Source organism: Pseudomonas sp. GM18 (genome assembly GCF_000282195.1).
Taxonomy (GTDB): domain Bacteria; phylum Pseudomonadota; class Gammaproteobacteria; order Pseudomonadales; family Pseudomonadaceae; genus Aquipseudomonas.
In genome coordinates this window covers 56345-80339 of sequence record NZ_AKJT01000069.1, presented here as the reverse complement: position 1 = coordinate 80339, position 23995 = coordinate 56345, and the positions used below count along the sequence as shown (strand labels likewise).

The window sequence follows — 23995 nt, the reverse complement described above, 5'->3', positions numbered from 1 at the left end:
CGCTATTACTGATCTACCGATAGATGGCGTCGATCAAGTGTCTATCGGTGATTTCTGATAGATCGCAAAACAGGCTTCTGCCAAGGCCGAACGCGGAGCGCTGCGACGCATGATCAGCCCCAGCCGGGCGAGGGTCTGGGCGCTTTCGATGGGTTGCAGACGCAAGTGATCGGTGAGGTTTTCGAGGCCGCTGTTCAGCGGCATCACCGCGCAGCACAGGCCACCGTGTACCGCTTGTAACAATTGGTGTACCGCATCGGTTTGCAGCAACGGCTGTGGGGTCAGGCCACGGCTGTGGAAGTTATGGTCGATGGACTGGCGAAAATGCATGCCGCTGGTGAGCATGCCCATGGGCAGTTCGATCAGCGACTCCCAGCTCAGCGGCGCCTCGCCGAAACTGAAAAAGCGTTGATCGTAGAGCAGGCCCATGCGGGTTTCGCTGAAGGCCAGGGAGTCGAAGCGTTCGCCGTCCAGATGCTCCAGGTAAGACACGCCTAGGTCGAGACGGTTATTCGCCAGCTGTTCAAGGATCTGTTCGGAGCTCAGGGCCGAGAGTTCGAAGCGCAGGTTCGGGTGGTCGGCGTGCAGGCGTTGCATCAGCGGCACCGGGTCGAAACTCGACAGCGGCACCACCCCCAGACGCAACGTACCCACGAGGTTGCCGCGACAGGCCGCCGCTTCGGCCTGCAAACCGTCGTAGGCCGCCAGCACCGTACGCGCCCATGCCAGCACGCGCTCACCCGGCGCGGTGAAACCTTCGAAGCGTTGGCCGCGATTGACCAGTGGCAGTTCGAGTTCTTCCTCAAGGCTGCGCAGGCGCATGGACAAGGTCGGCTGAGTGATGTGACAGCGCGCGGCGGCTTGGCCGAAGTGTCGGGTTTCGTCGAGAGCGATGAGGAATTTCAGCTGCTTGATGTCCATCTTCGCTCCAGGGCGCCGGCAAGGTTTGCGATTCTACCGCCTGCGCGGGGTTGGGTCATTGGTTGGCTGGGAGCCGGTCTCGCGAATGCAGGCGACTCGGTCTAGAGCCCTGCGATGAGCTCCCGATAATCCCCCACCGCCGCAAACTCTGCCGTGTCCTTCGGCCCTTTGCGGCTGTCCGGCTCGCTCACGGCCAGCAGGTGCGCCACCCCAAAATTGCGTGCGCTGCGCAGGATCGGCAGGGTGTCGTCGATGAACAGGCAGCGTGCGGGGTCGAAGCCGATATCGGCCTGCAAGGCATCCCAGAACTGCGGGTCTTCTTTGGCGAAACCGTAATCGTGAGAGCTGATCAAGCGCTCGAAATACGGCGCCAGTTCAATTCTTTCCAGTTTCAATGACAACGAGTCGCGGTGGGCGTTGGTGATCAGCACCACGCGCTTACCGGCCTGTTTGATCGCTGCCAGAAAAGTGTCCGCATCCGGACGCAAGGCGATCAGGTGCGCGGTTTCCAGTTTCAGCTCGCGCACCGACAACTTCAGTTCGGCGCTCCAGAAGTCCAGGCAATACCACTGCAACTGACCGGCATGGCGCTCGAACAGTGGCTGCAATTCCAGCTCCGCCATGGCCAGGCTCACCCCGTGCAACTCGGCATAACGCTTTGGCAGGTGTTCCAGCCAGAAATGGTTGTCGTAGTGCAGGTCCAGCAGCGTGCCGTCCATATCCAGCAGAACGGTATCGATGTCGCGCCAGGGCAGCAGGGACATAAAAAACTTCTCCAGCGGTAAAAAAGATATCCGAGGTAAACAATCAGGATAGGCCGGGTATAGTAACGCGTTCACGCCAAGGAGCCGTCTATGCGCCAGAAACCCACCGTACTCGCCCGCGAGATCGTCGCCACCAGCCGATTGTTCTGCGTCGAAGAGCTGAAGTTGCGCTTTTCCAATGGCGTGGAGCGCACTTACGAACGTCTGGTCGGCAAGGGCGCCGGTTATGGCGCGGTGATGATCGTGGCGATGCTCGACGCGGATCACGCGGTGCTGGTGGAGGAATACTGTGGCGGCACCGATGCCTACGAATTGTCCCTGCCCAAAGGCTTGATCGAGCCGGGCGAAGACGTGCTGGCGGCGGCCGAGCGGGAGCTCAAGGAAGAGGCCGGGTATGGCGCGCGGCAACTGGAGCATCTGACCGAATTGTCGTTATCACCCGGCTACATGAGCCAGAAGATCCAGGTGGTGCTGGCCACCGATTTGTACGAAGAACGCCTGGAGGGTGACGAGCCCGAGCCGATGGGGATGGACAAGATCAACCTGCGGGAATTGTCGGCGTTGGCGCAGAACCCGCGATTCACCGAGGGCCGTGCCTTGGCGGCGCTGTATCTGGCCCGGGATTTGTTGATCCAGCGCGGGATTTTTCAATTATGAGTGAGACGTTCATGAGTTTTCCCCATCCGTTGATGGCGCCGGTGGTCGAGCTGGCATTGAAGGCTGGCGAGGCGATCCTGCCGTTCTGGCGCGTCAACGTGGCCGTGACTGCAAAGTCCGATGATTCTCCGGTCACAGCTGCCGACATGGCCGCTCACCATGTGATCCTGGCCGGGCTGACGGCGCTGGCCCCGACTATTCCGGTGCTGTCCGAAGAGGACGCCAACATTCCCCAGAGTGTGCGCGCCGGCTGGCAGCGTTGGTGGCTGGTCGATCCGTTGGACGGGACCAAGGAGTTCATCTCCGGCAGCGAAGAGTTCACCGTCAACATCGCACTGATCGAGCAAGGGCGTGTGGTGTTCGGCGTGGTGTCGATGCCGACCAGCGGGCGTTTTTATGTTGGTGGTGCCGGGTTGGGAGCCTGGCGTGGCGATAAAGGCGCCGAGCCGTTGCCGATTCAGGTGCGCGAGGTACCGGCTGCGGGTGAAGCCTTCACGGTGGTCGCCAGTCGTCGGCATTCAAGTCCTGAGCAGGAGCGCTTACTTGCGGGGTTGAGTGACAGTCTGGGTGAGCTGCAACTGGCGAATATCGGCAGCTCACTGAAGTTTTGCCTGCTGGCGGAAGGGGCGGCGGATTGTTATCCGCGATTGGCGCCGACTTCGCAGTGGGACACGGCCGCGGCTCAAGGTGTACTGGAAGGCGCCGGCGGTGAGGTGCTGGATTTGAGCGGCGCGCCGTTCTGTTATCCGGCGCGGGAATCGTTGTTGAATGAGTTTTTCCTGGCGCTGCCGGCTAAAGCAGCTTGGCGGGAGAAATTGTTGGCTTTGGCTCGGGCCTAAAGATCAAGAGATCGCAGCCTCGTTGCACTCGACAGCTCCTACAGATAAGCGCACTTCCTGTAGGGGCTGTGTAGGAGCTGTCGAGTGAAACGAGGCTGCGATCTTTTAAGATCGTTTGCGTTACCGGTGAAGGACGTACTGCCCGGTAAACCTCACCGCATCCTCATCACTCGCTGCATTCACAATCCGCGAATGCAGCGTCAGCCGCGCCCGACCATAACGTCGATACATCGCCACAAACTTCCTCCACACCGCCGCACTCGGTGCCTGGCAAATCGCCGTCGCGTCCATGGTGACCGGCAGTGGATAGTTGATCTGCCCTTCATGAATCACGATGTGCCCGTCTTCGATGCCTTCTTCACGCAAACGCAAATGCAACCAGCCCCAACCGGCCAGCACCGCGCCGCAATACAGGCTGCCACCGAACATGGTGCTCTTGTGATTGACGTTGGGCGCAAGCGGCAGATGCAGGCGCAGTTGTTGCTCGTGCCAGTCGAGCACTTTGAGGCCCATGTCCCGCGTGAGGGGAATGTCGCGATAGAGGATCGATTCCAGGTGACGACTGTCGCGGTTCATTCGCGGGCCTTTTGTTTGATGAGGATGATTTTACGGTAGCTCAATCGAGGTCGTCGGTATGGCTGCTGGCGCCGCCATCGGCGAAGTTCAGGCCATGCTTGCGCAGTTTGTCGTGCAGGGTTTTGCGCGGAATGCCGAGCGCTTCGGCGAGGCTGCGCACGGAGCTGTGCGAGCGCGCCAGTTCGGCGGCAATCAGGCTCTTCTCGAAGTTCTCGACTTGCTCGCTCAAGCCGCCGCTGACCACTTCAACCGTGGTGCCGACACCGCCATCCGGCGCGCTGTTGTCCAGTGCCAGCTCCAGGCCCAGGGCAAAGCGCTCGGCGGCGTTCTGCAGTTCCCGCACGTTACCTGGCCAGCTGTGACGCAGCAGCAGCGCCCGTTGCCCCGGTTGCAGTTCGTGGGGCGGCAAGCCGTGGCGGGCGCTGGCTTCGTCGGCGAAATGCTGGAACAGCACCAGCGCATCTTCGCCCCGCTCGCGCAATGGCGGAATGCGCAACGGTGCGACGTTCAGACGGTAATACAAGTCGGCACGGAAGCGCCCCTGATCGGCGGATTGCCGCAGGTCTTCCTTGGTCGCGGCGATGATGCGGATGTCCAGCGGGATCAACTGATTGCCGCCCAGGCGCTCGACGACCCGCTCTTGCAGCAGGCGCAGCAATTTCACCTGCACGTCCAGGCTCATGCTTTCGATTTCATCGAGGAACAACGTGCCGCCGTTGGCGAATTCGAACTTGCCGATGCGGCGCTTCTGCGCGCCGGTAAACGCGCCGGGTTCGTGACCGAACAACTCGCTTTCCACCACCGACTCGGCCAGGGCCCCGGCGTTGATTGCTACGAACGGGCCGTTACGCCGACTCGACAAGTCGTGCAGCGCGCGGGCCACCACTTCTTTGCCCGCACCGGTTTCACCGAGGATCAGCACGTCAGCCTTGGTCGCTGCCAGTGCCCCGATCTGCTCGCGCAGGCGCAGCATTGGCGTCGATTGCCCGACCAGTCGGGCGCTCAGTTCGTTGCGATCGCTCAGGGCCAGCCGCAGGCTGCGGTTGTCCAGCACCAGACGGCGCAGGGCCAGGGCGCGACGTACGCTGTCGAGCAGGGCGTCGCTGGCGAAAGGTTTTTCCAGGAAGTCATAAGCCCCGGCGCGCATGGCTTGCACCGCCAGGGGTACATCGCCGTGGCCGGTGATCAGCAGCACGGGCAGCTCCGGGTCCTGGGCGTGGAGTTCGGTCAGCAGTTCGAGGCCGTCCATGCCCGGCATGCGGATGTCACTGACCACCACGCCTGGCCAGTCGCGTTCCAGTTGCCCGGCCAGGCCCTTGGCTTCAGCGAGCGGCAGGATCTTCAGGCCGGCCAGGTCCAGGGTTTGGCTCAGGGCCTGGCGCAGGTGGGGATCGTCGTCGATCAACACGACCTGGATGCGGTTGTCGATGGTCATGCACTTCGGTCCTCGGACGGTTGCAGGCTCACACCCGGCGCGCCTGCGCGCAGCTTCAGGGTAATCAGGGCGCCGCCTTCCTTATGGTTGGAGAACGACAGTTCACCACCGAAGGCGCGCATCAGGGTGTCGCAGATCGCCAGCCCCAGCCCAAGTCCCTGGGTGCGGGTCTTGGTGGTGTAGAAGGGCTCGCCGGCACGACCCAGCGCTTCCAGGCAGAAGCCGGGGCCGTTGTCGCGAATGTACAGATTGACGCCGTCGGCGGTGGATTGGGCACTCAACCAGAGTTTACGCGGCGGGCCTTTTTCCGTCAGCGCATCGAGCGCATTGGCCAGCAGATTGCCGAGTACCTGGCGCAGACGGGTCTCCCCGGCCTCGACCCACAGGGTGGCGGCCGGCAGGTCACGGATCAGCTCGACTTCCATGCTGCGCCGGCGCTTGGCCAGTAACGCCAGGGCATCGTCCAGCGCCGGTTGCAGGGCGACGCTTTCCGGGGCGTGGCGATCACGTCGGGCGAAGGCGCGCAGGTGGGCGATGATCGAGGCCATGCGCCCGGTCAGTTCGCTGATCAGCTTGAGGTTGCCGCGAGCATCCTCGGTGCGCTGATGATCGAGCAGCACTTCGGCGTTTTCCGCGTAGCTGCGGATTGCCGCCAGCGGTTGGTTGAGTTCATGGCTGATACTCGCCGACATCGTCCCCAGCGCCGAGAGCTTGCCGGCCTGTACCAGATCATCCTGAGCGCGTACCAGTTCTTGCTGGGCGTGTTCGCGCTCCAGCACTTCCTGTTTCAGTCGACGGTTGAGGCCCTCGAGGTCGCTGGTCCGTTCGGCGACCCGGCCTTCCAGTTCCTGGCGGGCCTTGGCTTCGAAGGCGATCCGGTCCAGGTAATGGCGTCGGCGTTGCATCATCAGGCCGAGTAGCAGCATTAATACCAGCAGCGTTGCGCCGCCGATGGCCACGACTGTGCGCACCGGGCGGTCGATCAGGGTACGCGGTGCAAGGATACTGACGCTCCAGCCGGTTTCTTCGATCTGCCGGGTTTGGGTCAACCAGGCATTGGGGTCAAGACTCAACAGCTTTGGATCGCGGGTCGGATAGGGTTGAATCGCGGCGACGGCCTTGTTCTCTTCATCACTCAATGGACGGGTCGAGCGGAAACGCCATTCTGGCCGCGACGTGAGGATGACCACACCGTTGTGGTCGGTGACCAGCAGTTGTTCCGGGGTTTTGCCCCAGAGGCTTTCGGTGTGATCGAGGTCGACCTTGACCACCAATACCCCGATGATTTTTTCACGATCATGTACCGCCGCGGCGAAGAAGTAACCGCGCTTGGCTGAGGTGGTGCCCAGGCCAAAGAAGCGCCCCAGGCGCCCGGCCATGGCTTCACTGAAATAGGGACGGAAAGAGAAATTGCGGCCGACGAAGCTGTCGTGTTTGTCCCAGTTGGAGGCCGCCAGCGTCTTGCCGGTGGTGTCCATCAGGTACATGACTTCGGCGCCGGTCTGGGCACTGATGTGTTTCAACAGACGATTGGCATTGCCTTGAATCACGCCCTCGTCGGGTGCGCCCAACGTCGCACGCAGTGCGGGCAGTTCGCCGAGAAGCTGCGGCAGCACTTCATAGCGGTGCAGGGTACCCAGCAGGTTGGCGACGTAGAGGTCGAGGGTCTGGCGGTTCTGTCCGGCCAGCTCGCTGCGATAGTAACGCTCGGCCAGATGCTCCAGCGGCCACAGCAAGGGTGCCAGGCACAGCGCGAGTAGCGCCAGGCTGCGCCAGCGGGGTCTGCGGGGAAGGGTCGGTGTCATGAGCATCCAGCGCCTGTGGGTACAGACGCATTATGCCTAGGCTTGCGGGCGCAGTCTGCGCACCCTGGATCAAGTGCGCGCTGGCGGTGAAAATTCAGACAGCAATTCAGGAAAAGACTTCAGCGTCCTTGAGGAACGCGGCAGCCTGATCCTTGGCCGACAGCTGCGGTGCTTCATCCAGCTGCCAGTCGATGCCCAGATCCGGGTCGTCCCAGCGAATGCTGCGCTCGGCCGACGGGGTGTAGTAGTCGGTGGTTTTGTAGAGGAACTCGGCGAAATCGCTCAGCACCACGAAACCATGGGCAAAACCTTCCGGCACCCAGAGTTGACGATGGTTGTCGGCAGACAGGCGCACCGCGACCCATTTGCCGAAATGCGGCGAGGTGCGGCGAATGTCCACGGCCACGTCCAGCACTTCACCGGTGGTGACGCGGACCAGTTTGCCCTGAGTGTTTTGCAGCTGGTAATGCAAGCCGCGCAGTACGCCTTTTTGCGAGCGGGAATGGTTGTCCTGAACGAATTGGGTGTTCAGGCCGGTTGCTTCTTCGAAAGCCTTGGCGTTGAAACTCTCATAGAAGAAGCCGCGCTCGTCACCAAATACCTTGGGTTCGATGATCAGAACACCGGGCAGGTCGGTGGTGACTACATTCATGGTGTTTCTCCAGCAATAGGCGTTGATGGCGACATTCTTACGCAAAGTGGTGGCCGGTGCGAATGGTGCGGTGAAGAGAGTTGCTCGGGCATTGGATTCGCGCCAACCAGGGAAGGGGGGTTGCGTATCGCCCCCGGCAGTGGCGATATAAGCGCCTAATAAAATTTCAGGGGTTGTTGTATGCCGCTCGCCACGTTGATTCACCGCGCCAGTCTGCCCAGCCCGCAAGTGTCCGCGGCGCAAGCGCTTGAGCTGCTGGAAGAACATTACGGGCTGAGCGGGCGGTTGCAGGCTCTTGGAAGCCAGCAGGATCTCAACTACCGCGTCGACAGCGAGCGGGGGCGTTTCGTCCTGAAAATCTGCCGTGGCGATTACTCGGTGCAGGAGCTGCAAGCCCAGCACGCAGGGCTCAAGCACCTGGCCGAACATCCCGGTGTGCAGGTGCCGCGAGTGATCCCGGCCAAAAATGGTGCGGACCTGCTCTCCCTGGAGGTCGGTGGTCAAGCGGTGCATGTACGTCTGCTCGATTACATCGACGGCCAGTCCCTGACGCACCTCGACCATCTGAGCCAGGCAGTGGTTGCCGGTTTCGGTCGGCTCTGCGGTGAGATGGACCTGGCGCTGGCCGGTTTCGACCATTCTGGCCTTGAGCGCACCCTTCAATGGGACGCCCGCCACGCCAACGCGTTGATCGCGCATTTGCTGCCGGTGATCAAGGATGACCAGCAACGCAAGCTGATGGCTGAAGCGGCCGAGCAGGCCGAGCGCCATTTGCAGCCCCTGGTGGATAAGCTGCCGGTGCAGGCGATTCACATGGACATCACCGACGACAACGTGGTCTGGCAGCGGGATTCGCAGCGCCAATGGCAGTTGCAGGGTGTCATCGATTTCGGTGACCTGGTCCGAACCTGGCGGATCACCGATCTGTCGGTGACCTGTGCCGCGCTGCTGCACCATGCCGATGGCGATCCGTTCTACATTTTGCCGGCGGTTCGGGCCTATCACGCGGTCAATCCGTTGCAGCATGAAGAGTTGCTGGCGCTCTGGCCGCTGATCGTTGCTCGCTCGGCGGTGTTGGTGCTGAGTGGCGAGCAGCAGGTCAGCATCGATCCGGGCAATGAGTACAGTCGCGACAACCTGACCCATGAACGGGAAATTTTCCGCGTGGCCACATCGGTGCCGTTGGCGTTGATGGAGGCGGCGATTCTTGCCGCGGTCGGTCAAGGCCTGCCGAGTATCGGCAGCGAAGGATTTGCGCCCTTGTTGCCAAGTCTGGTGGGGCGTGAGTTTGCCTTGATCGACCTGGGCGTGCTCAGTCCGCACTTCGAGGCGGGTAACTGGGAGCAGGAGGGGATCGACCAGCGTCTGCTGACCGAGGCCGCTGCGGCCCATGGTCTGGCGGCCAGTCGCTATGGGCAATATCGTTTGTCTCGCACCCGACCGGACAGCGCCACTGAACCGGCCACTTGCCCACTGCACGTAGAGCTGCGAGTGCCCCATGGCACGGCGGTCGAATCGCCGTTTGCCGGAACGGTTCACCAGCCGGCGGCGGGTGTACTGCAGCTGGATGGCCCGCAACTGAGTTTACGGCTGTGGGGTGTGACGCCGTCGTTGCACGCGGGCGCAGCATTGGTCAAAGGTCAGGTGCTGGGTTCGGTCAGCGGGCCGTTGATCGTGCAGTTGTGTCGAGGCGCTCAGCTCGACGCACCGTTGTTTTGCACACCTTCGCGCGCCGCAGCCTGGCAGGCGTTGTGTCCGTCACCGGCCGCGTTGCTGGGGCTGGCTTGCGATGCGCAAGAGGAACTCGACCCGCAGACGTTGCTGGCCCGCCGCGATGCCAGTTTCGCCCGATCCCAGAAGCATTATTACGTCGATCCGCCGCGCATCGAGCGTGGCTGGCGAAATCACCTGATCGACATGCAGGGCCGCTCCTACCTTGACATGCTCAACAACGTCGCGGTATTGGGTCATGGTCATCCGCGCATGGCTGCCGTCGCCGGCCGTCAATGGTCGTTGCTCAACACCAACTCGCGTTTTCACTACGCAGCGATTGCCGAGTTTTCCGAGCGCTTGCTGAAGCTGGCACCGGACAGCATGGACCGGGTATTTCTGGTCAACAGCGGCACCGAGGCCAATGACCTGGCGATTCGTCTGGCCTGGGCCTACAGCGGCGGTCGCGACATGCTCAGTGTGCTGGAGGCGTATCACGGCTGGTCGGTGGCGGCGGATGCGGTCTCGACCTCGATTGCCGACAACCCCAAGGCCTTGAGCAGCCGTCCCGATTGGGTGCACCCGGTGACCGCGCCGAACACCTATCGCGGCGAGTTCCGTGGCCCGGACAGCGCGCCGGACTACGTGCGCAGCGTCGAACACAACCTGGCGAAAATCGCCGGGCAGAAACGCCAACTCGCCGGTTTCATCTGCGAGCCGGTGTACGGCAATGCCGGCGGCATCTCGCTACCGCCGGGCTATTTGAAGCAGGTCTATGCGCTGGTCCGTGCTCAGGGCGGGGTGTGCATCGCCGATGAGGTGCAGGTCGGTTACGGCCGCATGGGTAAATTTTTCTGGGGCTTCGAAGAGCAGGGTGTGGTGCCGGACATCATCACCATGGCCAAAGGCATGGGTAACGGCCAGCCGTTGGGCGCTGTCATTACCCGTCGGGAGATTGCCGAAGCGCTGGAGGCCGAGGGTTATTTCTTCTCGTCCGCTGGCGGCAGCCCGGTCAGTTGCCGGATCGGCATGGCGGTGCTGGATGTGATGGAAGAAGAAAAACTCTGGGAAAACGCCCAGGTCGTGGGCGGGTACTTCAAGGAACGTCTTGAAGCCTTGATCGACCGGCATCCGTTGGTGGGAGCGGTGCACGGTTCCGGCTTCTATCTGGGCGTGGAGTTGGTCCGTAATCGCGAAACCCTTGAACCGGCGACCGAAGAAACCGCGGCGCTGTGCGATCGCCTTCGTGAGTTGGGGATTTTCATGCAGCCGACGGGTGATTACCTGAACATCCTCAAGATCAAACCGCCGATGGTCACGTCGCGTCAGAGCGTGGACTTCTTTGTGGACATGCTGTCGAAGGTGCTGGGCGAAGGTTTGTAGGCAGCTCGTAGAGGTTGCAAATATCGATTGTTATCGGGAATTTTTGGGTTTATTTCGAGGTGGTGAGTATTTATCGCTTTTAAAGCCGATTTTTATCGGCTATAAAGTCGCCACTGCCCACGGTGTGGACGAACCACGCCCGGTGATTCCCGTTCTGTCATCGGTCGATGCCACACTGACCCTCAAGCACTTGCCCAGGAGATGATTCATGAGTCGTATCGTTACCGTCGCCGCCACCCAGATGGCTTGTTCCTGGGACCTTGAAGCCAACATCGAGACCGCTGAGAAGCTGGTCCGGGAAGCGGCGGCCAAAGGTGCGCAAATCATCCTGATCCAGGAACTGTTCGAGGCTCCGTACTTCTGCCAGAAGCCGAACCCGGACTACCTGCAACTGGCCACGACGGTTGAAGACAACGTTGCCATCAAGCACTTCCAGAAGGTCGCCAAAGAACTGCAAGTGGCGCTGCCGATCAGCTTCTACGAATTGGCCGGTCGCGCGCGTTTCAACAGCATCGCAATCATCGATGCCGACGGCAGCAACCTCGGGATTTATCGTAAAAGCCACATCCCGGATGGCCCTGGCTACCACGAAAAGTACTACTTCAATCCAGGCGATACCGGTTTCAAAGTCTGGAATACCCGTTACGCGAAAATCGGCGTGGGCATCTGCTGGGATCAGTGGTTCCCGGAGTGCGCCCGCAGCATGGCGTTGCAAGGCGCGGAAATCCTGTTCTACCCGACCGCCATCGGCAGCGAGCCACACGACAAGACCATTTCGTCCCGCGACCACTGGCAGCGTGTGCAACAAGGCCATGCCGGCGCCAACCTGATGCCGCTGATCGCCAGCAACCGCATCGGTAACGAAGAGCAGGACGGCTACGACATTACCTTCTACGGCTCGTCGTTCATCGCCAACCAGTTTGGCGAGAAAGTCCAAGAGCTGAGCAAAACCGAAGAAGGCATCCTGGTTCACAGCTTCGACCTCGATGAGCTGGAGCACATTCGCAGCGCCTGGGGTTCGTTCCGTGACCGTCGTCCGAACCTGTACGGCGCGATCAAAACCCTCGACGGTTCCCTGGAGTCCTGAAGCCATGACCACTTTGAACAGCACCCCTCGCGCCGACGGCTTTTACATGCCCGCCGAGTGGGCACCACAAACCCAGACCTGGATGGTCTGGCCCGAGCGTCCGGACAACTGGCGCCTGGGTGGCAAACCGGCGCAAGCCGCGCACGTCGCGGTAGCCAAGGCCATCGCGCGTTTCGAACCGGTGACCGTGGCGGTTTCCGCGGGCCAGTACGAAAATGCCCGCACTCGTCTCGACGTGCCGAATATTCGTGTGGTGGAGATGTCCAGCGATGACGCCTGGGTTCGGGATACCGGCCCGACGTTCGTCATCAATAACAGCGGCGAAGTCCGTGGCGTGGATTGGGACTTCAATGCCTGGGGCGGTTTCGACGGTGGTTTGTATTCGCCGTGGAACCGTGATTCGCAGGTGGCGGGCAAGATCCTCGAAATCGAGCGCAGCCCGCGCTACCGCACCGAGGGTTTTGTGCTCGAAGGCGGCTCGATTCACGTCGATGGCGAAGGCACCCTGATCACCACCGAAGAGTGCCTGCTAAACCGCAATCGCAATCCGCACATGAACCGTGAGCAAATCGAAGCGGTGCTCAGCGCCAATCTGGCTGTGGATAAGATCATCTGGCTGCCGGACGGTTTGTTCAACGACGAAACTGACGGCCATGTGGATAACTTCTGCTGCTACGTGCGTCCGGGCGAGGTACTGCTGGCCTGGACTGACGACCCGCAGAACCCGAACTACCCACGTTGCCAGGCGGCAATGAACGTGCTGCAAAACAGCACCGATGCCAAGGGACGCCCATTTACGGTGCACAAAATGCCGATTCCGGGGCCGCTGTATGCGACCGAAGAAGAGTGCGCAGGTGTGGACCCGGTGGACGGCACTCAGGAGCGCAATCCGACGGTGCGTCTGGCCGGCTCTTATGTGAACTTCCTGATCGTCAACGGCGGCATCATCGCGCCGAGCTTCGACGACCCATTGGACGGTCCGGCCAAAGAGATTTTGCAGAGCGTGTTCCCGCAGCACGAAGTGGTCATGGTGCCTGGTCGCGAACTGTTACTTGGGGGCGGTAACATCCATTGCCTTACCCAGCAGCAGCCCGCACCACACAAGGCGTGAGTGAGTGATGTCGTAACAGCTTGAGTTCATTGCAAAATCGATTGAGCAAAGGTTTATCCTCGTTGTTACAAAGAAAACCCGCAGCCCGTCAGGACTGTGGGTTTTTTTGTATCCACTTATCGACACTTCGAAAACATTGGCACAGCTCTTGTATCTTCGCTGGGGCAACACGGGGAGGGAGAGAACTTCGATGTTCTGTCATAAACCTTGGATAAGTTAGCCGCTCACAATCCGGGAGAGAGCGCTGAGATGAACGCCGAAATGAACGTAGTGAGCGAGCGGACACTGCATCCCCTGGCAGTTAACAGCGAATCGCTCCAGGTTCTGGCGCAGTGGTTGAAGTCCAATGGAACGCGTCAGATCAGGGAACCTGATCCGCGCCGGATGATGATCGAGCGCTATCCCGCTGGTTTATTCAGCGAGGCGGAACTGGAAGCGTTGTGGGATGTGATGGAAGGATAAGAAGAAAAACAACGGATTGATAAAAGCGCTGCCGGGAAGGCGGCGCTTTTTTATGCCCGTCGCAAAAGTGGGTGCCTGCAAGATTGGCAGGTGCCTTTCATGAGGGGCATTCGACCGATTCTTGAAACAGACTGAAATCGATTCCGGCGTTTTTCCAAAACGATCTGAGTATTAGTCTGCCGGCATTGAGTTTTCCTACTTTTTTGCCGGAGTCTTCCTATGACCCTTCACTACATTTACGACCCATTGTGCGGTTGGTGCTACGGCGCCAAACCCCTGGTGCAAGCTGCCCAAGCCGTGTTGCCGGTGATCGGCCACGGTGGCGGCATGATGAGCGGTGCCAATCGCCAAACCGTTTCGCCACAACTACGCAATTACGTCATGCCCCACGACCGGCGCATCGCCGAGTACACCGGCCAGCCGTTTGGCGAGGCGTATTTTGAGGGATTGCTGCGTGATGAGGCGGCGGTGTTCGATTCCACGCCGCCGATTGCCGCCGTGCTGGCAGCCGAGCAGATCGCCGGGCGTGGACTGGAGTTGCTGGGGCGTTTGCAGACGGCTCATTACGTGGAAGGTCGACGCATCGCTGACGAGGCTGTTCTGCTTGAACTCGCCGCACAGACAGGTCTTGAACCTGAGGCTTTCCAACAGGCATTTAATGCAGCCGACACCGATCGTCATATCAAGGACAGCCGCGCACTCTTGGCCCGTGTCGGCGGTCAGGGCTTCCCGACCTTCGCACTGGAGCAGGATGGCCAGTTCACCCTGGTCGATATCGGCCCCTGGCTCGGCAAGCCGCAAGCCTTCGCCCAATGGTTGAGCCAGTCGCTTGCGGCAAAGGCGTCTTCATCCGCGTTTCAAACCTGTGGCCTCGACGGCTGCGCCCATTGAACTCACCTGGAGTCACCATGGATAACCTGAGCCTGATCAAAAGCACCTACGAAGGCGCCAACTCCCAGGAGAATGCGCGCAACACCGCGGCGGCGCTGGCCGATGACGCCCGCTGGACCGAGGCGGCGGGTTTCCCCTGCGCCGGGACCTATATCGGTTTCGACGCTATCGTCGAAAACGTCTTCAAGCGCCTGGCTACTGAGTGGGAAGATTTTCAGTTCAAGGTCGAGAACTACGTCGCTCAGGGCGACAAGGTATTTGCCTATGGCAATTACAGCGGCATCTATAAAGCCACCGGCCGTGCGATGAATGCCCGGGTCGCGCACTTGTGGACGCTGGCCGACGGAAAAGTTACCCATTTCGAACAGTTCGTCGACAGCCATATCGTGCAATTGGCTATCGCTGACAAGTGATTTCTTAGACGATTTTCACCTATTTACAGACGATTCACGAAATTGACACATCGTTAAATGCGCAGATAGGATGCGCCCCAACGCCTGTGGCTAACCGCCATGACTGACAAAACAATAAAAGGCCCGCCGCGAATTTTCGTGGGCGGGCCTTTTTGTTTTTGCGGTGAAAAAAGAGCGCGATAGCGCCGTTTCAGCTGTTCAGCACAGAGCGTATCAACCCGTAATAAGGAAAATAACATGTTGAACAAGCGAATCAGCCTGATCGCACTGGGGATGTTGAGCGCGACACAGGCCATGGCTAACGACCAGGCCGAATCCAAGGGTTTTGTTGAAGACAGCAGCCTCAAAGTGCTGCTGCGCAACGCCTACATCAATCGTGACTATAAAGACGGCAACCCGGACAAAGCCGAGTGGGGCCAAGCGGCCATCGGTACTTACTCGTCCGGTTTCACCCAAGGCACCGTCGGTGTAGGTGTGGATGCCTTCGGTCTGTACGCACTGCGTCTGGACGGCGGCAAAGGCCGCAGCGGCGCCGGCGGTATCGACTTCTTCAAGCAGGGCGACAGCGGCAGCGCGGCGGATGACCTGTCCAAGTTCGGTGGCGCGGTCAAATTCCGTATCTCCAGCACCGTGCTGACCTATGGTGACCAGATGCCGGCCCTGCCGGTGCTGAACTACGACAACTCCCGCCTGCTGCCGGAAAGCTATACCGGCACCTTGATCACCTCTAAAGAGATCAAAGGCCTGGAGCTGAACGCCGGTCGCTTCACCGCTGAATCGCGCAAAAGCGCTGAAGGCCGTGACAGTGGTGGCTTGAAGTCGATCAACGTATTGGGCGGTAGCTACCAGTTCACCGAACAGTTCAAGGCTGCGCTGTACGCGTCCGACGTCGAAGACGTGCTGAAGAAGCAATACGTGAACGCAAACTATGTGTTCCCGATCGCCAAGGATCAGTCCCTGACCCTGGACTTCAACGGCTACCGCACCAAACTGGACAATTCCTACGTCCGGGAAAACGGTGTCACCGGCGACGACAACAAAATCTGGAGCCTGGCAGCGACCTTCGCCACCGGCCCGCACTCGTTCACCCTTGCCCACCAGCGCAGCACCGGCGATAGCAACCTGGGTTATGCCTACGGTGGCTATCAGCGCGGCCAGAACCGCGTCGGCGACGGCGGCAACACCATCTACCTGGCGAACTCCTACTGGTCCGACTTCAATGCCGAAGACGAACGCAGCTGGCAGCTGGGTTACGGTCTGGACTTCAGCGCCTTTGGCGTTCCGGGCCTGAGCTACAACGTGGCCTACGTGCGTGGTGACAACATCACCACGTCCACCAGTGAAGGCGGCACCGAGCGCGAGATCTTCAACCAGTTCAAGTACGTCGTGCAAAGTGGCCCGGCCAAAGACCTGAGCGTGAAGGTACGCAGCTCGATCCTGCGTGTGTCGCAGAAGTCCAGCGAGTACAACGTGAGCGGCAACGAACTGCGCGTATTCGTGGATTACCCGATCAACATCTTCTGATGATCGGCTGAGTTGTTCAGACTCGATAGAAACCCCGACTGGTTCGGGGTTTTTTTTCGCCTCATGACCGTAGGAAAACACTGAAAACGGCTGTTTTCGATCGTAAAAAGTCGAATTGAAGCAACTTCATCCTGCGTTTCAAGCAACGCTTGATATGCCTGAAATTCTTTCTCATGGGCCGTCAATCCGGCACCTACTAGATTAGGCCGCTAAATGCAGCGGAGACCTAGTAATGATCGTGTTGAACAGAGAAGTTGGCGAATCGCTACGGCGCGACAAATATGTCAACGTCCAGGGAGCCGACTTCAATCTCTTCGGTCATTTTTCCGACTTCGTCAGACTGACCAAAAGTTGGGAAAGCATGGAGCCGGACAGTTATTACGGCCAGGCCGATGCGGGCATGCGTTTCCGTCGTTACAGCGATTTCGAATACAACCCGGTCACCCGTGACCTGAAGCAATTGGAACACCGCGCCTATATCCAATCGAAGGCCAACAACAGCTATGTCGGTGGACTGGAGCGGCACTTCCAGGACTTCTCCAATGAAGTCATCAATTCGCCGGTGATGCGCAGCCTCATCGATGCGGATTTCGAGGTGTACAAACACGTATTACCACCGGAGTTGCACGACGAAATCTGGCAATGCCAGATTCATCAGATCCGCATCGAGATCAAGCCGGGCAAGCAACTGGAAATTACCCCGGAAGGTATTCACTGCGACGGTTATCCGTTCAGCGGTGTGCATTTCTGGGGTCGCAACAATGTTGACGGGGCGGAGAGTCGTTTGTATTCGGTCCAAGAGGAACAGTTGGCGGCAACGACTTATCTGGAAATCCTCGACACCACCTACTTCCTCGATCGCGACATGCGTCACTACGTGACACCGGCGCGCAACACCCATGCTCACGAAATGGCCTATCGGCAGATTCTGGCCATTTCCTTCTCGCGGCCCGGGACCGCTTTCGACATTGTTCGCTGAACAGCTCGACCCCATGATGAACATCGCCGAGTGCCCTGCACCGGTGATGCTGCGACGGGCGACGGCCAAGGACGCCCAACGTCTGGAGCGCTTCTTTCGGCAGTTCGAAGAGGTGTCGTTCTGTGAATGGCAGGACGCCAAATGCCTGCGCGGTGTGTTGGTGCAGAAAACTACCACCGCGTTCCTCGCGCTCGATGTCCGTGGCGAAGTGGTCGGCGCGGTGTTGGGCGGTATGCTCGGCAGTCGCGGCACCATCAATCACCTGGCGGTGAGCCCGATGTATCGCAGCCAGGGCGTCGGTCAGCGCCTGGTGGAAGCGGCCTCGGCGGACATGAAACGGGTGGGTGTGCTGCGGATGTTCCTGTTTGTCGACGATGCTAACCTTGCCGGCAAACGTTTTTGGAGTGCCCAGGGCTTTTGTGAGCCGCGCGGCGAAACTACCTTTGAGAGGGATCTATGAATGAGACGTCCAGCAGCCAGCCGCTGATGGTCGACCCCCAGCCCTCGCGCACGTTTGCTGAAGCCAGCCCGGTTGTTGCGGGCTACTTCACGGTGTCGTTTGTGTTCGGTTTGATGGCCGTCAATGCCGGGTTGCCCGTGTGGCTGCCGGTCGCGATGTGCCTGTTCGTCTACGCCGGTGCCTCGCAGTTCGCCGCCCTGGCGCTGATCTCCAGCGGCGCGTCGCTGACCACCATCATCCTCACCACGTTTCTGATCAATGCGCGGCACATGCTGATGTCGGTCTATATGGCCAAGGCCCTGCAAGCGCTGGGGCTCAGTCGTCTGGAGCGCTGGTGTTATGCCGGTGGGCTGACCGATGAATCGTTCGCCTTCCACAGCGTCAAACTGGGCAAGGGCTCACCGGTCAATGTGCGTTACCTGATCGGCTTCAATCTGTATTGCCACACCTCGTGGGTGCTCGGCGGTTTGCTGGGGGCGATCTGCGCGCAGTACGCGGCGCACTTGATCAAATATCAGCTCGACTATGCGCTGACCGCGATGATGCTCTACGTGTTGGTATCGCTCTGCAACACCCGCAACAAACTGATCGCCGCACTGGCCGCGGTCGCTTGCATGGGGGCGCTGAGCCTGATCGGCAACTCACCCTTCAACGTGTTCATCGCCACATTCGTGGGCTGCGGAGTGGGTGTATGCCTGACCAAACGTTCCTGATCCTGGTCGTCGCGCTGATGATGGCCGTGACATTCCTGCCGCGCGCGTTGCCGCTGCAGGTGAACACCGATCATTGGCCACCCCTGGTTGCCCGGGCGCTGGAATACCTGCCGGTGGCGATCGTGGCTGCCATCAGCCTCACGCCCCTGTTGATCAAGGATCAGCATGTGCAGCTCGATCGCCCGGAATTTTATGCAGCCATTCCGACGTTGTTATGTGCGTATTTCAGCAAAAACCTCTTTCTCTCCGTTGCGGTGGGAACGGCTGCGTACATTGCGCTCGGCTCGTTCATGTAGTGGCAGATCGACCACGTCGTTCAAGGCCTGGCCCGACAACTCGGGATTATTGATCGCCAACCGCACTTCGAGGGAATCCTCGAAACCCGGGAAAATAGTCAGGCCATTACGCAAGGCCGCCTCACGGGAAACCATGCCGAGGCCGTCCATTTGCGTGATCAACGACAGGGTCAGGGTTTCGCTGCAGGAATAGATCATCCGCTTGCCTGACTCGTAGTTGCCAAGGCCGGCGTCGAGAAAGCGCAGGAAGCTGTGGGAATATGGACAATCATCGGCCGGCCGAACCTGAAACTTGTTGCCAAGCAGCACCAGCGGGTCGTTTTCCTGACCGCAATGAGCACCGACCACCTGCACCTGTACATCAGGCAGGGCAATGCTGGGTAACCCCGGCTGTTGCGGCCCGATCAGCACGGCCAGGTCGAAGTCCTCATTCTTCAACTTGCTGAGGTTTTCCATCGACTCGGCGTAGCTGAATTCCAGCTGATAATCAGGAAACACCTCGATGAGGCGTCCGATCATTCGCCGGTTGAAGTCGGTCGAGAGCGTGTTGTTAAGCGCAACCTTGAGCGTGCGCTGCCCGGGCACCTTGAGCGCGGCGACTTTCTCTTCCAGCTGCCGCGTGGCGACCAACACTTTGTCCATGTAGGGCGTGAGCTCCGTGCCCTGTGTGGTCAGGGTCAGCCCCTTGTTGGAGCGACGAAACAACCGAAAACCGAACTGCTCTTCGACCTTGTTCAACTGCGCGGCCAATGCCTGCACGGTCAAAAAGGAATGCTCTGCCGCCGCCGACAACGAGCCGGTCTGCACGATGCGCATAAGGTTGCGTAAGGTTCTGCTATCCATTTGGGTAATGCCCTCTAAAGTGGGCTGGCTATTGTTGTGTACCTTGCCGCCCGGTGGGCGTCGGTCGCGTGCTGGCTATGATCCTGCACCAGAGCATGCTTGTCCCGAGTTTAGTAGCGAAATGATTCCGCGTCCGATGGCTGGAGGCTTGCTCAGGATCGGGACTTTTGTTGGAGGGGAGGTGATCGGGGTCAAGAAAGTAGCCCGTATGGGGAGGTATGGGCGTTTTTTACTGCTTGTTTTATCAACGAAACCTTTTCACAAGGCAAAAAAAAGCAGCCTGATCAGGCTGCTTTCATGAAAAGGTGCTTGATATTGTGCTCCCTCAAGCAGGGGAGAAGAGGTCTCACCAGGCGCCGATTTCCAAGTCATCAACGAGGTTCCTACGCCGACTATTGCCACTTGGAGGCAGTCGGTTTCGCGCTCTCGATTTAATTCTCTGCCCCTGTAGTGCGGGTGTCAACGTGTGTGTCGGACCGTGTGTCGGCGTCTTTTCAGGCTGCGGAAAAGCTGGCGTGAATGCTCTTTTCGAAGGGGGAATAGATCAATACGTTTGCGAATTAAAAATTCATTTTTGTTCGTATCTGTACTAGTCTGAAATCAAGACATCATACCCAAGGAGGCTATTCCCATGCCTGCCTCATCCACTGTCCTCAGCCCACAGCAACAACTTGACTCCCCCGAAGCCGGTCGAGTCGCGCTGAAGTTTTTCTTCAACCTCATGGAGCGCTGGGGTTGTACCGCCGAGCAACAACGCACACTTCTGGGCAAAGTCGGTAATACGACTTTCTACAAATACAAACACCTGCCACCCAACGTGCGCCTGCCCCACGACACCCTGGAGCGCATCTCGTATTTGATGGGCATCCACAAAGCGCTGAGCATCATCTTCAGCAACAGTCGCGAACGTGCCTATACATGGGTCAGCAGCCCCAACACCGCCGCACCGTTCAATGGCCAATCAGCATTGAGCTACATGCTGGCCGGTCGCGTGGTCGACATCGCTGATGTGCGCCGCTACCTCGACGGGGTACGCGGTTGATGGTGCCGGAACTGGCCGACCCGCAGTGGCCGCGGGCCTATCGGATCGTCAACAGTTGCTTTCCGCCGATCTCGTTGTTCGAAGACGTCCTCGACCCTGAAGACCTGCCCACTGCCTACGCGTTGGAAGCCTTGACCAACGATCGCTTGATGGAAGAAGCCGGCGTGCTCACCCGCGTGCGCCCCGAAGACCGCGTCTCCGGCCCCGGCTCCACACCGGTGATGGCCGCGTTTACCCACATCGGCAAAACCAGTCGCTTCACCGACGGCACCTTCGGCGTCTACTACGCCGCCAGCAGCCAGGCCGCCGCTATTGCCGAGACGAGCTATCACCAGGAACGCTTCCTCGCCGCGACCAACGAACCGGATCTTGAGTTGACCATGCGTACCTACGTCAACCGGGTGGTCAAACCTCTGCACGACATCCGCGCCGACTACCCACACCTGCACGACCCGGATCCCAACACCTACGGTCCGGCCCAGGCCTTTGCCCGGCAACTGCGCGAAACGTTGTCTTGGGGATTGCTCTACAACAGCGTTCGATTGCCTGGGCATGAATGTGTTGCCGCCTTTCGGCCGCCGGCCGTGTCCATTCCGAAGCAGGGGAAGCATATTCGGTATGTGTGGAGTGCGAGCAGCAGGAAGATTTCGTTTGTGTTTGAGGTTAGTGAGATGTGAAGCCCGATGAAACGTAAAAAGCCCCGATGGATTCGGGGCATTTTTCATGCGCGATTTTCAGGCTTACGTGACGATGTTACTGGCTGTGATTGTTACCCGGTGCGTCGAGCACCTTCACCACGTCATCGATGATTGCCTTGCTCATATCCTGCAAATAATGCGATGCCCAGGCATGTCGGTCGGTATCGCGAAGCATGGCGGCGTCTGATGCGAGCAGTTTGGCAACGTGGAGCAAGTCGGAAGCGTGGGAGAGGGCTTCGATGACCGGGACACCGGCGTTGATGCGGAACAACGGTTCGTTGGCGTGGAGGGAGAAGTGTGTGAGGCCGATTGTTTTCAGGTCTTGGGGGTTGGTCATTGGGCACCTCCGGTGGTTGGGCGGTGGTGAGTTATGACCAGTGGAGCAGAAGCGCAAATTGTGGACGGATTGATGGTATGCATGGGTGAGACTCCCGTATCAAAGTGAGAGCTACCACGTTCGTTATCAGGCGAATGGGTGGCAGCTATGCGCGGGCTGATAAACCGGAGATACAGGAACCCGGCAGACCCGAAGGTCTCCCACGCACAGCCGCCATTGCACGGAAATGCGGGCACAAAAAAGCGCCTGCAATCGTGATTTGGGGGCGCTTGTGCGCCTGTATCTTACTCGGGTTATCAGGCCCGGTCGCTGAATTGGCAGCGACGGTTTGAAGGTAGCTTGAGGTGGGAGGATGCGCAATCGTGGCTAGGTGGTGGCGTGGGTAAGGTTTTGGAAATTTTTAGACCCAGGTAATTATTTTTTGCGATCGGACACAAAGGTTGGAGCTGCAGTCAGTGCTTGTCGATGATTAGACGGTTTCGGCGTGTCGCCCAAGTGTCAGGTCCAATCAAGCAAACTTGCACTGCCCGATCATACGGCGTCGCGTTCGCCAAGCTAATTGGAGTGAGTTTGCGGACATTGCAGGACTTGGGAACGCAAGGGCGCCGACAACGGACGGGAGCGGCGCAGACGCTGCTGCGTGTGCGTGCCAGCATCCTGAGGTGTTGTGCGATTTGCATGCGATTTGAGCTAGTGAGTTTTGGAGGAACCTCTGATGATCCTCGTGAAAGAAAATCAATGGGTTAGCTTCTTTTCCGTTGATCGAATCACTAATAGATTCAAAGCGCACCATGAGTCAAGCTTCTGGCATACCTAATGCTTGCAACGATAAGGCTTATAGGATTGGTCGTGTTTTTCCGACAGCATGCTAATGTACATCACACCAGACCAAATTTTCGCTGCTGTCTCGCGTGGGGCGCAAATGACTAAGTCAGTGAATCAGCCTATTCCTAGCTATAAAAAGCCTCCAATAAATGAAGTTGTCTGTGGCTGTCAGTTTGAACAGCTGAAAGATCTTAAAATTACTCATTTTGGGGATCTGTGGAGTCGACTAAAAAAAGATTTTCCTAAGGTCGAACATGCGCTTCCCATCACAAATGCCGAAGGCTTTCCGCCGGAGGACCCGGAAACGAGTTTGCCGCTGCCCAGAGCTTGGTTCATAAACAATACTGACAGCCGATTAATTCAATTTCAATCGGATAGATTTTATTATAATTGGCGTAAGAAAGAGCGAGAGCTAACATATCCGCGGTATGCTGAGGTTTTTAGCTGTTTTGATCGGTATTTTAAAACGTTAAACAGTTTTGTTGCGGAAAATGGCTTGGGCATACTGAAACCGACTGTTTGGGAGTTGACATATACCAACCATATACCTTTTGATGATGCTTCTAACTCAACAATAGAACTATTCAAAGATATTCGCTGGGTGCGTGATGTTAATCGATTTCTCTCGGAACCAACCAATCCAGTATGGGCGGCGACATTTGATATGCCTAATGACTCTGGAGTTTTGATAGCGAAGTTTGGGAGTGGAAGAATTCAAGGAGAGGAAACAAAGGTTCGGATTCTTGAACTCGCAGCGCGCGGCCCTGTGAGTGAGACAGGTATGAAAGAATGGTTCGACTTAGCCCGCGAATGGATCGTAAGGGGATTTACTGATCTTACAACTGAGGATGCACATGTTCTTTGGGAGCGCGAGATATGAGGGACGGACTAACAGCATTTTCCATCTGTGATTCAGATGAGTACTCGTCATTGGCATCAAGAGAAACTTCTCAACCATGCATTTATAAAAAGCATTTGGAGCGAAGTGAAAAGGTGAATTTTGGTGATGGGAAGACTACATCCCCAGCGTCTGATATTTCTCCTTTTTATGGAATGTTCGATGATGATCAGTCAGTTACTGCATTCTATGAGATTGATCGTCGTAGGGCCGATAGCACTGATGTTGAGGAACATATAAATAATCTGAGAGCGTTTGCGCATATAAGAAATGCGGATAGGATCGCTGACCGCACCGCCGATTTGTTGGAGTTGTATAAGGAGGACTATGATGGAAAATCGTTATTATCATCCTCACTTGCGACATTTGTTGAGTTTTTGAATCTTAATTCAAACTCTAGGTTTCCCACAATTACAGCTACCCCGACAGGGGAGCTCTATGTTCAGTGGAAGTATGATGATTGCCAAAGGTTGAGCATTCAGTTTTTGGGCGGAAGTGAAATTAAATGGGTTGTTTTTAAGAGGAATTCGATGCACGAGCAACGTGTCGATAGTTTGTCTGGTCAAACTATGGTTGATTCTTTTTTTGAAATCGCAAACACATTGGGAATTCAAGGGTGGATTTCGGAATGAAGGGGAATTTTCTCCCTGATTGCGATAATGTAACGCGCCTAT

Annotated in this window: 25 protein-coding genes and 1 pseudogene; 18 read left to right on the top strand and 8 right to left on the bottom strand. The window is 58.4% G+C overall.

The genetic code is table 11. From position 1 onward, the window contains the following. Positions 1-33: 33 nt before the first annotated feature. Both PMI21_RS10790 and yrfG read right to left on the bottom strand, forming a co-directional pair. Positions 34-921, bottom strand: coding sequence for a LysR family transcriptional regulator (locus PMI21_RS10790; protein ID WP_007939518.1), 888 nt, complete (start codon positions 919-921; stop codon positions 34-36). A 101-nt stretch (positions 922-1022) separates the two neighbouring features. Beyond that, on the bottom strand, positions 1023-1685 hold the full coding sequence (gene yrfG, locus PMI21_RS10795; protein ID WP_007939517.1) for a GMP/IMP nucleotidase: 663 nt from the start codon (positions 1683-1685) through the stop codon (positions 1023-1025). Between the two features lie 90 nt (positions 1686-1775). Between yrfG and nudE the strand changes: the two genes are divergently transcribed. After that, positions 1776-2342, top strand: a complete 567-nt coding sequence (gene nudE / locus PMI21_RS10800; RefSeq protein WP_007939516.1) for an ADP compounds hydrolase NudE — start codon at positions 1776-1778, stop codon at positions 2340-2342. 11 nt (positions 2343-2353) lie between these two features. Continuing rightward, positions 2354-3181 (top strand): 3'(2'),5'-bisphosphate nucleotidase CysQ, encoded by an 828-nt coding sequence (cysQ, locus tag PMI21_RS10805; protein ID WP_033064084.1) that lies wholly within the window; start codon positions 2354-2356, stop codon positions 3179-3181. Between the two features lie 120 nt (positions 3182-3301). On the opposite strand, the gene PMI21_RS10810 is transcribed toward cysQ, so the two are convergent. From PMI21_RS10810 to rfbC, 4 genes are all read right to left on the bottom strand, one after another. Beyond that, a complete protein-coding gene (locus tag PMI21_RS10810; RefSeq protein WP_007939514.1) occupies positions 3302-3757 on the bottom strand; it encodes a thioesterase domain-containing protein in 456 nt (151 codons plus the stop codon). Between the two features lie 40 nt (positions 3758-3797). Then, positions 3798-5192, bottom strand: a complete 1395-nt coding sequence (locus tag PMI21_RS10815) for a sigma-54-dependent transcriptional regulator (RefSeq protein ID WP_007939512.1) — start codon at positions 5190-5192, stop codon at positions 3798-3800. Then, positions 5189-6997 (bottom strand): sensor histidine kinase, encoded by a 1809-nt coding sequence (locus PMI21_RS10820; protein ID WP_007939511.1) that lies wholly within the window; start codon positions 6995-6997, stop codon positions 5189-5191. The genes PMI21_RS10815 and PMI21_RS10820 overlap by 4 nt, the downstream gene beginning before the upstream one ends. A 106-nt stretch (positions 6998-7103) precedes the next feature. Next, a complete protein-coding gene (gene rfbC / locus PMI21_RS10825; RefSeq protein ID WP_007939510.1) occupies positions 7104-7649 on the bottom strand; it encodes a dTDP-4-dehydrorhamnose 3,5-epimerase in 546 nt (181 codons plus the stop codon). A gap of 180 nt (positions 7650-7829) precedes the next feature. Here rfbC and PMI21_RS10830 point away from each other — a divergent pair, with 180 nt between their 5' ends. From PMI21_RS10830 to PMI21_RS29030, 11 genes are all read left to right on the top strand, one after another. Continuing rightward, positions 7830-10742 carry an aminotransferase gene (locus PMI21_RS10830; protein ID WP_007939509.1) on the top strand — a complete coding sequence of 971 codons (2913 nt, stop codon included), beginning with the start codon at positions 7830-7832 and terminating at the stop codon, positions 10740-10742. A gap of 208 nt (positions 10743-10950) precedes the next feature. Then, a complete protein-coding gene (aguB, locus tag PMI21_RS10835) occupies positions 10951-11829 on the top strand; it encodes an N-carbamoylputrescine amidase (RefSeq protein ID WP_007939508.1) in 879 nt (292 codons plus the stop codon). A 4-nt stretch (positions 11830-11833) separates the two neighbouring features. Further along, positions 11834-12940, top strand: a complete 1107-nt coding sequence (gene aguA / locus PMI21_RS10840; RefSeq protein WP_007939505.1) for an agmatine deiminase — start codon at positions 11834-11836, stop codon at positions 12938-12940. 249 nt (positions 12941-13189) lie between these two features. Beyond that, entirely contained in the window at positions 13190-13402 is a 213-nt protein-coding gene (locus PMI21_RS10845) for a hypothetical protein (RefSeq protein WP_007939503.1), read from the top strand. Between the two features lie 219 nt (positions 13403-13621). Continuing rightward, positions 13622-14293: a DsbA family protein gene (locus tag PMI21_RS10850; RefSeq protein WP_007939502.1), complete on the top strand. Its 672-nt coding sequence runs from the start codon at positions 13622-13624 to the stop codon at positions 14291-14293. A 17-nt stretch (positions 14294-14310) separates the two neighbouring features. Beyond that, on the top strand, positions 14311-14706 hold the full coding sequence (locus PMI21_RS10855) for a nuclear transport factor 2 family protein (protein ID WP_007939501.1): 396 nt from the start codon (positions 14311-14313) through the stop codon (positions 14704-14706). A gap of 237 nt (positions 14707-14943) precedes the next feature. Further along, positions 14944-16230, top strand: a complete 1287-nt coding sequence (locus PMI21_RS10860) for an OprD family porin (RefSeq protein ID WP_007939498.1) — start codon at positions 14944-14946, stop codon at positions 16228-16230. A 232-nt stretch (positions 16231-16462) separates the two neighbouring features. Next, a complete protein-coding gene (locus PMI21_RS10865; protein WP_007939497.1) occupies positions 16463-17209 on the top strand; it encodes a 2OG-Fe dioxygenase family protein in 747 nt (248 codons plus the stop codon). A 46-nt stretch (positions 17210-17255) separates the two neighbouring features. Next, a complete protein-coding gene (locus tag PMI21_RS10870) occupies positions 17256-17669 on the top strand; it encodes a GNAT family N-acetyltransferase (protein WP_177318291.1) in 414 nt (137 codons plus the stop codon). Next, on the top strand, positions 17666-18382 hold the full coding sequence (locus PMI21_RS10875) for an AzlC family ABC transporter permease (protein ID WP_007939493.1): 717 nt from the start codon (positions 17666-17668) through the stop codon (positions 18380-18382). The genes PMI21_RS10870 and PMI21_RS10875 overlap by 4 nt, the downstream gene beginning before the upstream one ends. Further along, positions 18361-18678 carry an AzlD domain-containing protein gene (locus tag PMI21_RS29030; protein WP_007939492.1) on the top strand — a complete coding sequence of 106 codons (318 nt, stop codon included), beginning with the start codon at positions 18361-18363 and terminating at the stop codon, positions 18676-18678. The genes PMI21_RS10875 and PMI21_RS29030 overlap by 22 nt, the downstream gene beginning before the upstream one ends. Here PMI21_RS29030 and PMI21_RS10880 read toward each other — a convergent pair. Continuing rightward, complete coding sequence (locus PMI21_RS10880; RefSeq protein WP_007939491.1) at positions 18595-19521, bottom strand: LysR family transcriptional regulator; 927 nt, start codon at positions 19519-19521, stop codon at positions 18595-18597. The genes PMI21_RS29030 and PMI21_RS10880 overlap by 84 nt on opposite strands. 631 nt (positions 19522-20152) lie before the next feature. Between PMI21_RS10880 and PMI21_RS10885 the strand changes: the two genes are divergently transcribed. Continuing rightward, positions 20153-20563 (top strand): MbcA/ParS/Xre antitoxin family protein, encoded by a 411-nt coding sequence (locus tag PMI21_RS10885; protein ID WP_007939490.1) that lies wholly within the window; start codon positions 20153-20155, stop codon positions 20561-20563. After that, positions 20563-21240, top strand: a complete 678-nt coding sequence (locus PMI21_RS10890) for an RES family NAD+ phosphorylase (protein ID WP_007939489.1) — start codon at positions 20563-20565, stop codon at positions 21238-21240. Before PMI21_RS10885 ends, PMI21_RS10890 begins: the two co-directional genes overlap by 1 nt. Positions 21241-21316: 76 nt before the next feature. On the opposite strand, the gene PMI21_RS10895 is transcribed toward PMI21_RS10890, so the two are convergent. Next, positions 21317-21598: a DUF3077 domain-containing protein gene (locus PMI21_RS10895; protein ID WP_007939488.1), complete on the bottom strand. Its 282-nt coding sequence runs from the start codon at positions 21596-21598 to the stop codon at positions 21317-21319. 537 nt (positions 21599-22135) lie between these two features. Between PMI21_RS10895 and PMI21_RS30210 the strand changes: the two are divergent. The 3 genes and pseudogenes from PMI21_RS30210 to PMI21_RS0128205 all read left to right on the top strand — a co-directional run. Continuing rightward, positions 22136-22287: pseudogene (locus tag PMI21_RS30210) on the top strand (helix-turn-helix domain-containing protein); the annotation flags it as partial. 233 nt (positions 22288-22520) lie between these two features. Continuing rightward, positions 22521-23303, top strand: coding sequence for a TIGR04255 family protein (locus tag PMI21_RS29020; RefSeq protein ID WP_157214317.1), 783 nt, complete (start codon positions 22521-22523; stop codon positions 23301-23303). Continuing rightward, entirely contained in the window at positions 23300-23953 is a 654-nt protein-coding gene (locus PMI21_RS0128205) for a hypothetical protein (protein WP_007939485.1), read from the top strand. Before PMI21_RS29020 ends, PMI21_RS0128205 begins: the two co-directional genes overlap by 4 nt. The last annotated feature ends 42 nt before the right edge of the window (positions 23954-23995 follow it).

Excerpts from the sequence above, each read along its gene's own strand:
- aguB (WP_007939508.1), top strand. The coding sequence starts at position 10,951 with ATGAGTCGTATCGTTACCGTCGCCGCCACCCAGATGGCTTGTTCCTGG.
- yrfG (WP_007939517.1), bottom strand. The coding sequence starts at position 1,685 with ATGTCCCTGCTGCCCTGGCGCGACATCGATACCGTTCTGCTGGATATG.
- aguA (WP_007939505.1), top strand. The coding sequence starts at position 11,834 with ATGACCACTTTGAACAGCACCCCTCGCGCCGACGGCTTTTACATGCCC.
- PMI21_RS10845 (WP_007939503.1), top strand. The coding sequence starts at position 13,190 with ATGAACGCCGAAATGAACGTAGTGAGCGAGCGGACACTGCATCCCCTG.
- PMI21_RS10870 (WP_177318291.1), top strand. The coding sequence starts at position 17,256 with ATGCTGCGACGGGCGACGGCCAAGGACGCCCAACGTCTGGAGCGCTTC.
- PMI21_RS0128205 (WP_007939485.1), top strand. The coding sequence starts at position 23,300 with ATGAGGGACGGACTAACAGCATTTTCCATCTGTGATTCAGATGAGTAC.
- PMI21_RS10860 (WP_007939498.1), top strand. The coding sequence starts at position 14,944 with ATGTTGAACAAGCGAATCAGCCTGATCGCACTGGGGATGTTGAGCGCG.
- PMI21_RS10855 (WP_007939501.1), top strand. The coding sequence starts at position 14,311 with ATGGATAACCTGAGCCTGATCAAAAGCACCTACGAAGGCGCCAACTCC.
- PMI21_RS10875 (WP_007939493.1), top strand. The coding sequence starts at position 17,666 with ATGAATGAGACGTCCAGCAGCCAGCCGCTGATGGTCGACCCCCAGCCC.
- PMI21_RS10890 (WP_007939489.1), top strand. The coding sequence starts at position 20,563 with ATGGTGCCGGAACTGGCCGACCCGCAGTGGCCGCGGGCCTATCGGATC.
- PMI21_RS10830 (WP_007939509.1), top strand. The coding sequence starts at position 7,830 with ATGCCGCTCGCCACGTTGATTCACCGCGCCAGTCTGCCCAGCCCGCAA.
- cysQ (WP_033064084.1), top strand. The coding sequence starts at position 2,354 with ATGAGTTTTCCCCATCCGTTGATGGCGCCGGTGGTCGAGCTGGCATTG.
- PMI21_RS29020 (WP_157214317.1), top strand. The coding sequence starts at position 22,521 with ATGACTAAGTCAGTGAATCAGCCTATTCCTAGCTATAAAAAGCCTCCA.
- PMI21_RS10850 (WP_007939502.1), top strand. The coding sequence starts at position 13,622 with ATGACCCTTCACTACATTTACGACCCATTGTGCGGTTGGTGCTACGGC.
- PMI21_RS10880 (WP_007939491.1), bottom strand. The coding sequence starts at position 19,521 with ATGGATAGCAGAACCTTACGCAACCTTATGCGCATCGTGCAGACCGGC.
- PMI21_RS10820 (WP_007939511.1), bottom strand. The coding sequence starts at position 6,997 with ATGACACCGACCCTTCCCCGCAGACCCCGCTGGCGCAGCCTGGCGCTA.
- rfbC (WP_007939510.1), bottom strand. The coding sequence starts at position 7,649 with ATGAATGTAGTCACCACCGACCTGCCCGGTGTTCTGATCATCGAACCC.
- nudE (WP_007939516.1), top strand. The coding sequence starts at position 1,776 with ATGCGCCAGAAACCCACCGTACTCGCCCGCGAGATCGTCGCCACCAGC.
- PMI21_RS10885 (WP_007939490.1), top strand. The coding sequence starts at position 20,153 with ATGCCTGCCTCATCCACTGTCCTCAGCCCACAGCAACAACTTGACTCC.
- PMI21_RS10895 (WP_007939488.1), bottom strand. The coding sequence starts at position 21,598 with ATGACCAACCCCCAAGACCTGAAAACAATCGGCCTCACACACTTCTCC.
- PMI21_RS29030 (WP_007939492.1), top strand. The coding sequence starts at position 18,361 with ATGCCTGACCAAACGTTCCTGATCCTGGTCGTCGCGCTGATGATGGCC.
- PMI21_RS10815 (WP_007939512.1), bottom strand. The coding sequence starts at position 5,192 with ATGACCATCGACAACCGCATCCAGGTCGTGTTGATCGACGACGATCCC.
- PMI21_RS10865 (WP_007939497.1), top strand. The coding sequence starts at position 16,463 with ATGATCGTGTTGAACAGAGAAGTTGGCGAATCGCTACGGCGCGACAAA.
- PMI21_RS10810 (WP_007939514.1), bottom strand. The coding sequence starts at position 3,757 with ATGAACCGCGACAGTCGTCACCTGGAATCGATCCTCTATCGCGACATT.
- PMI21_RS10790 (WP_007939518.1), bottom strand. The coding sequence starts at position 921 with ATGGACATCAAGCAGCTGAAATTCCTCATCGCTCTCGACGAAACCCGA.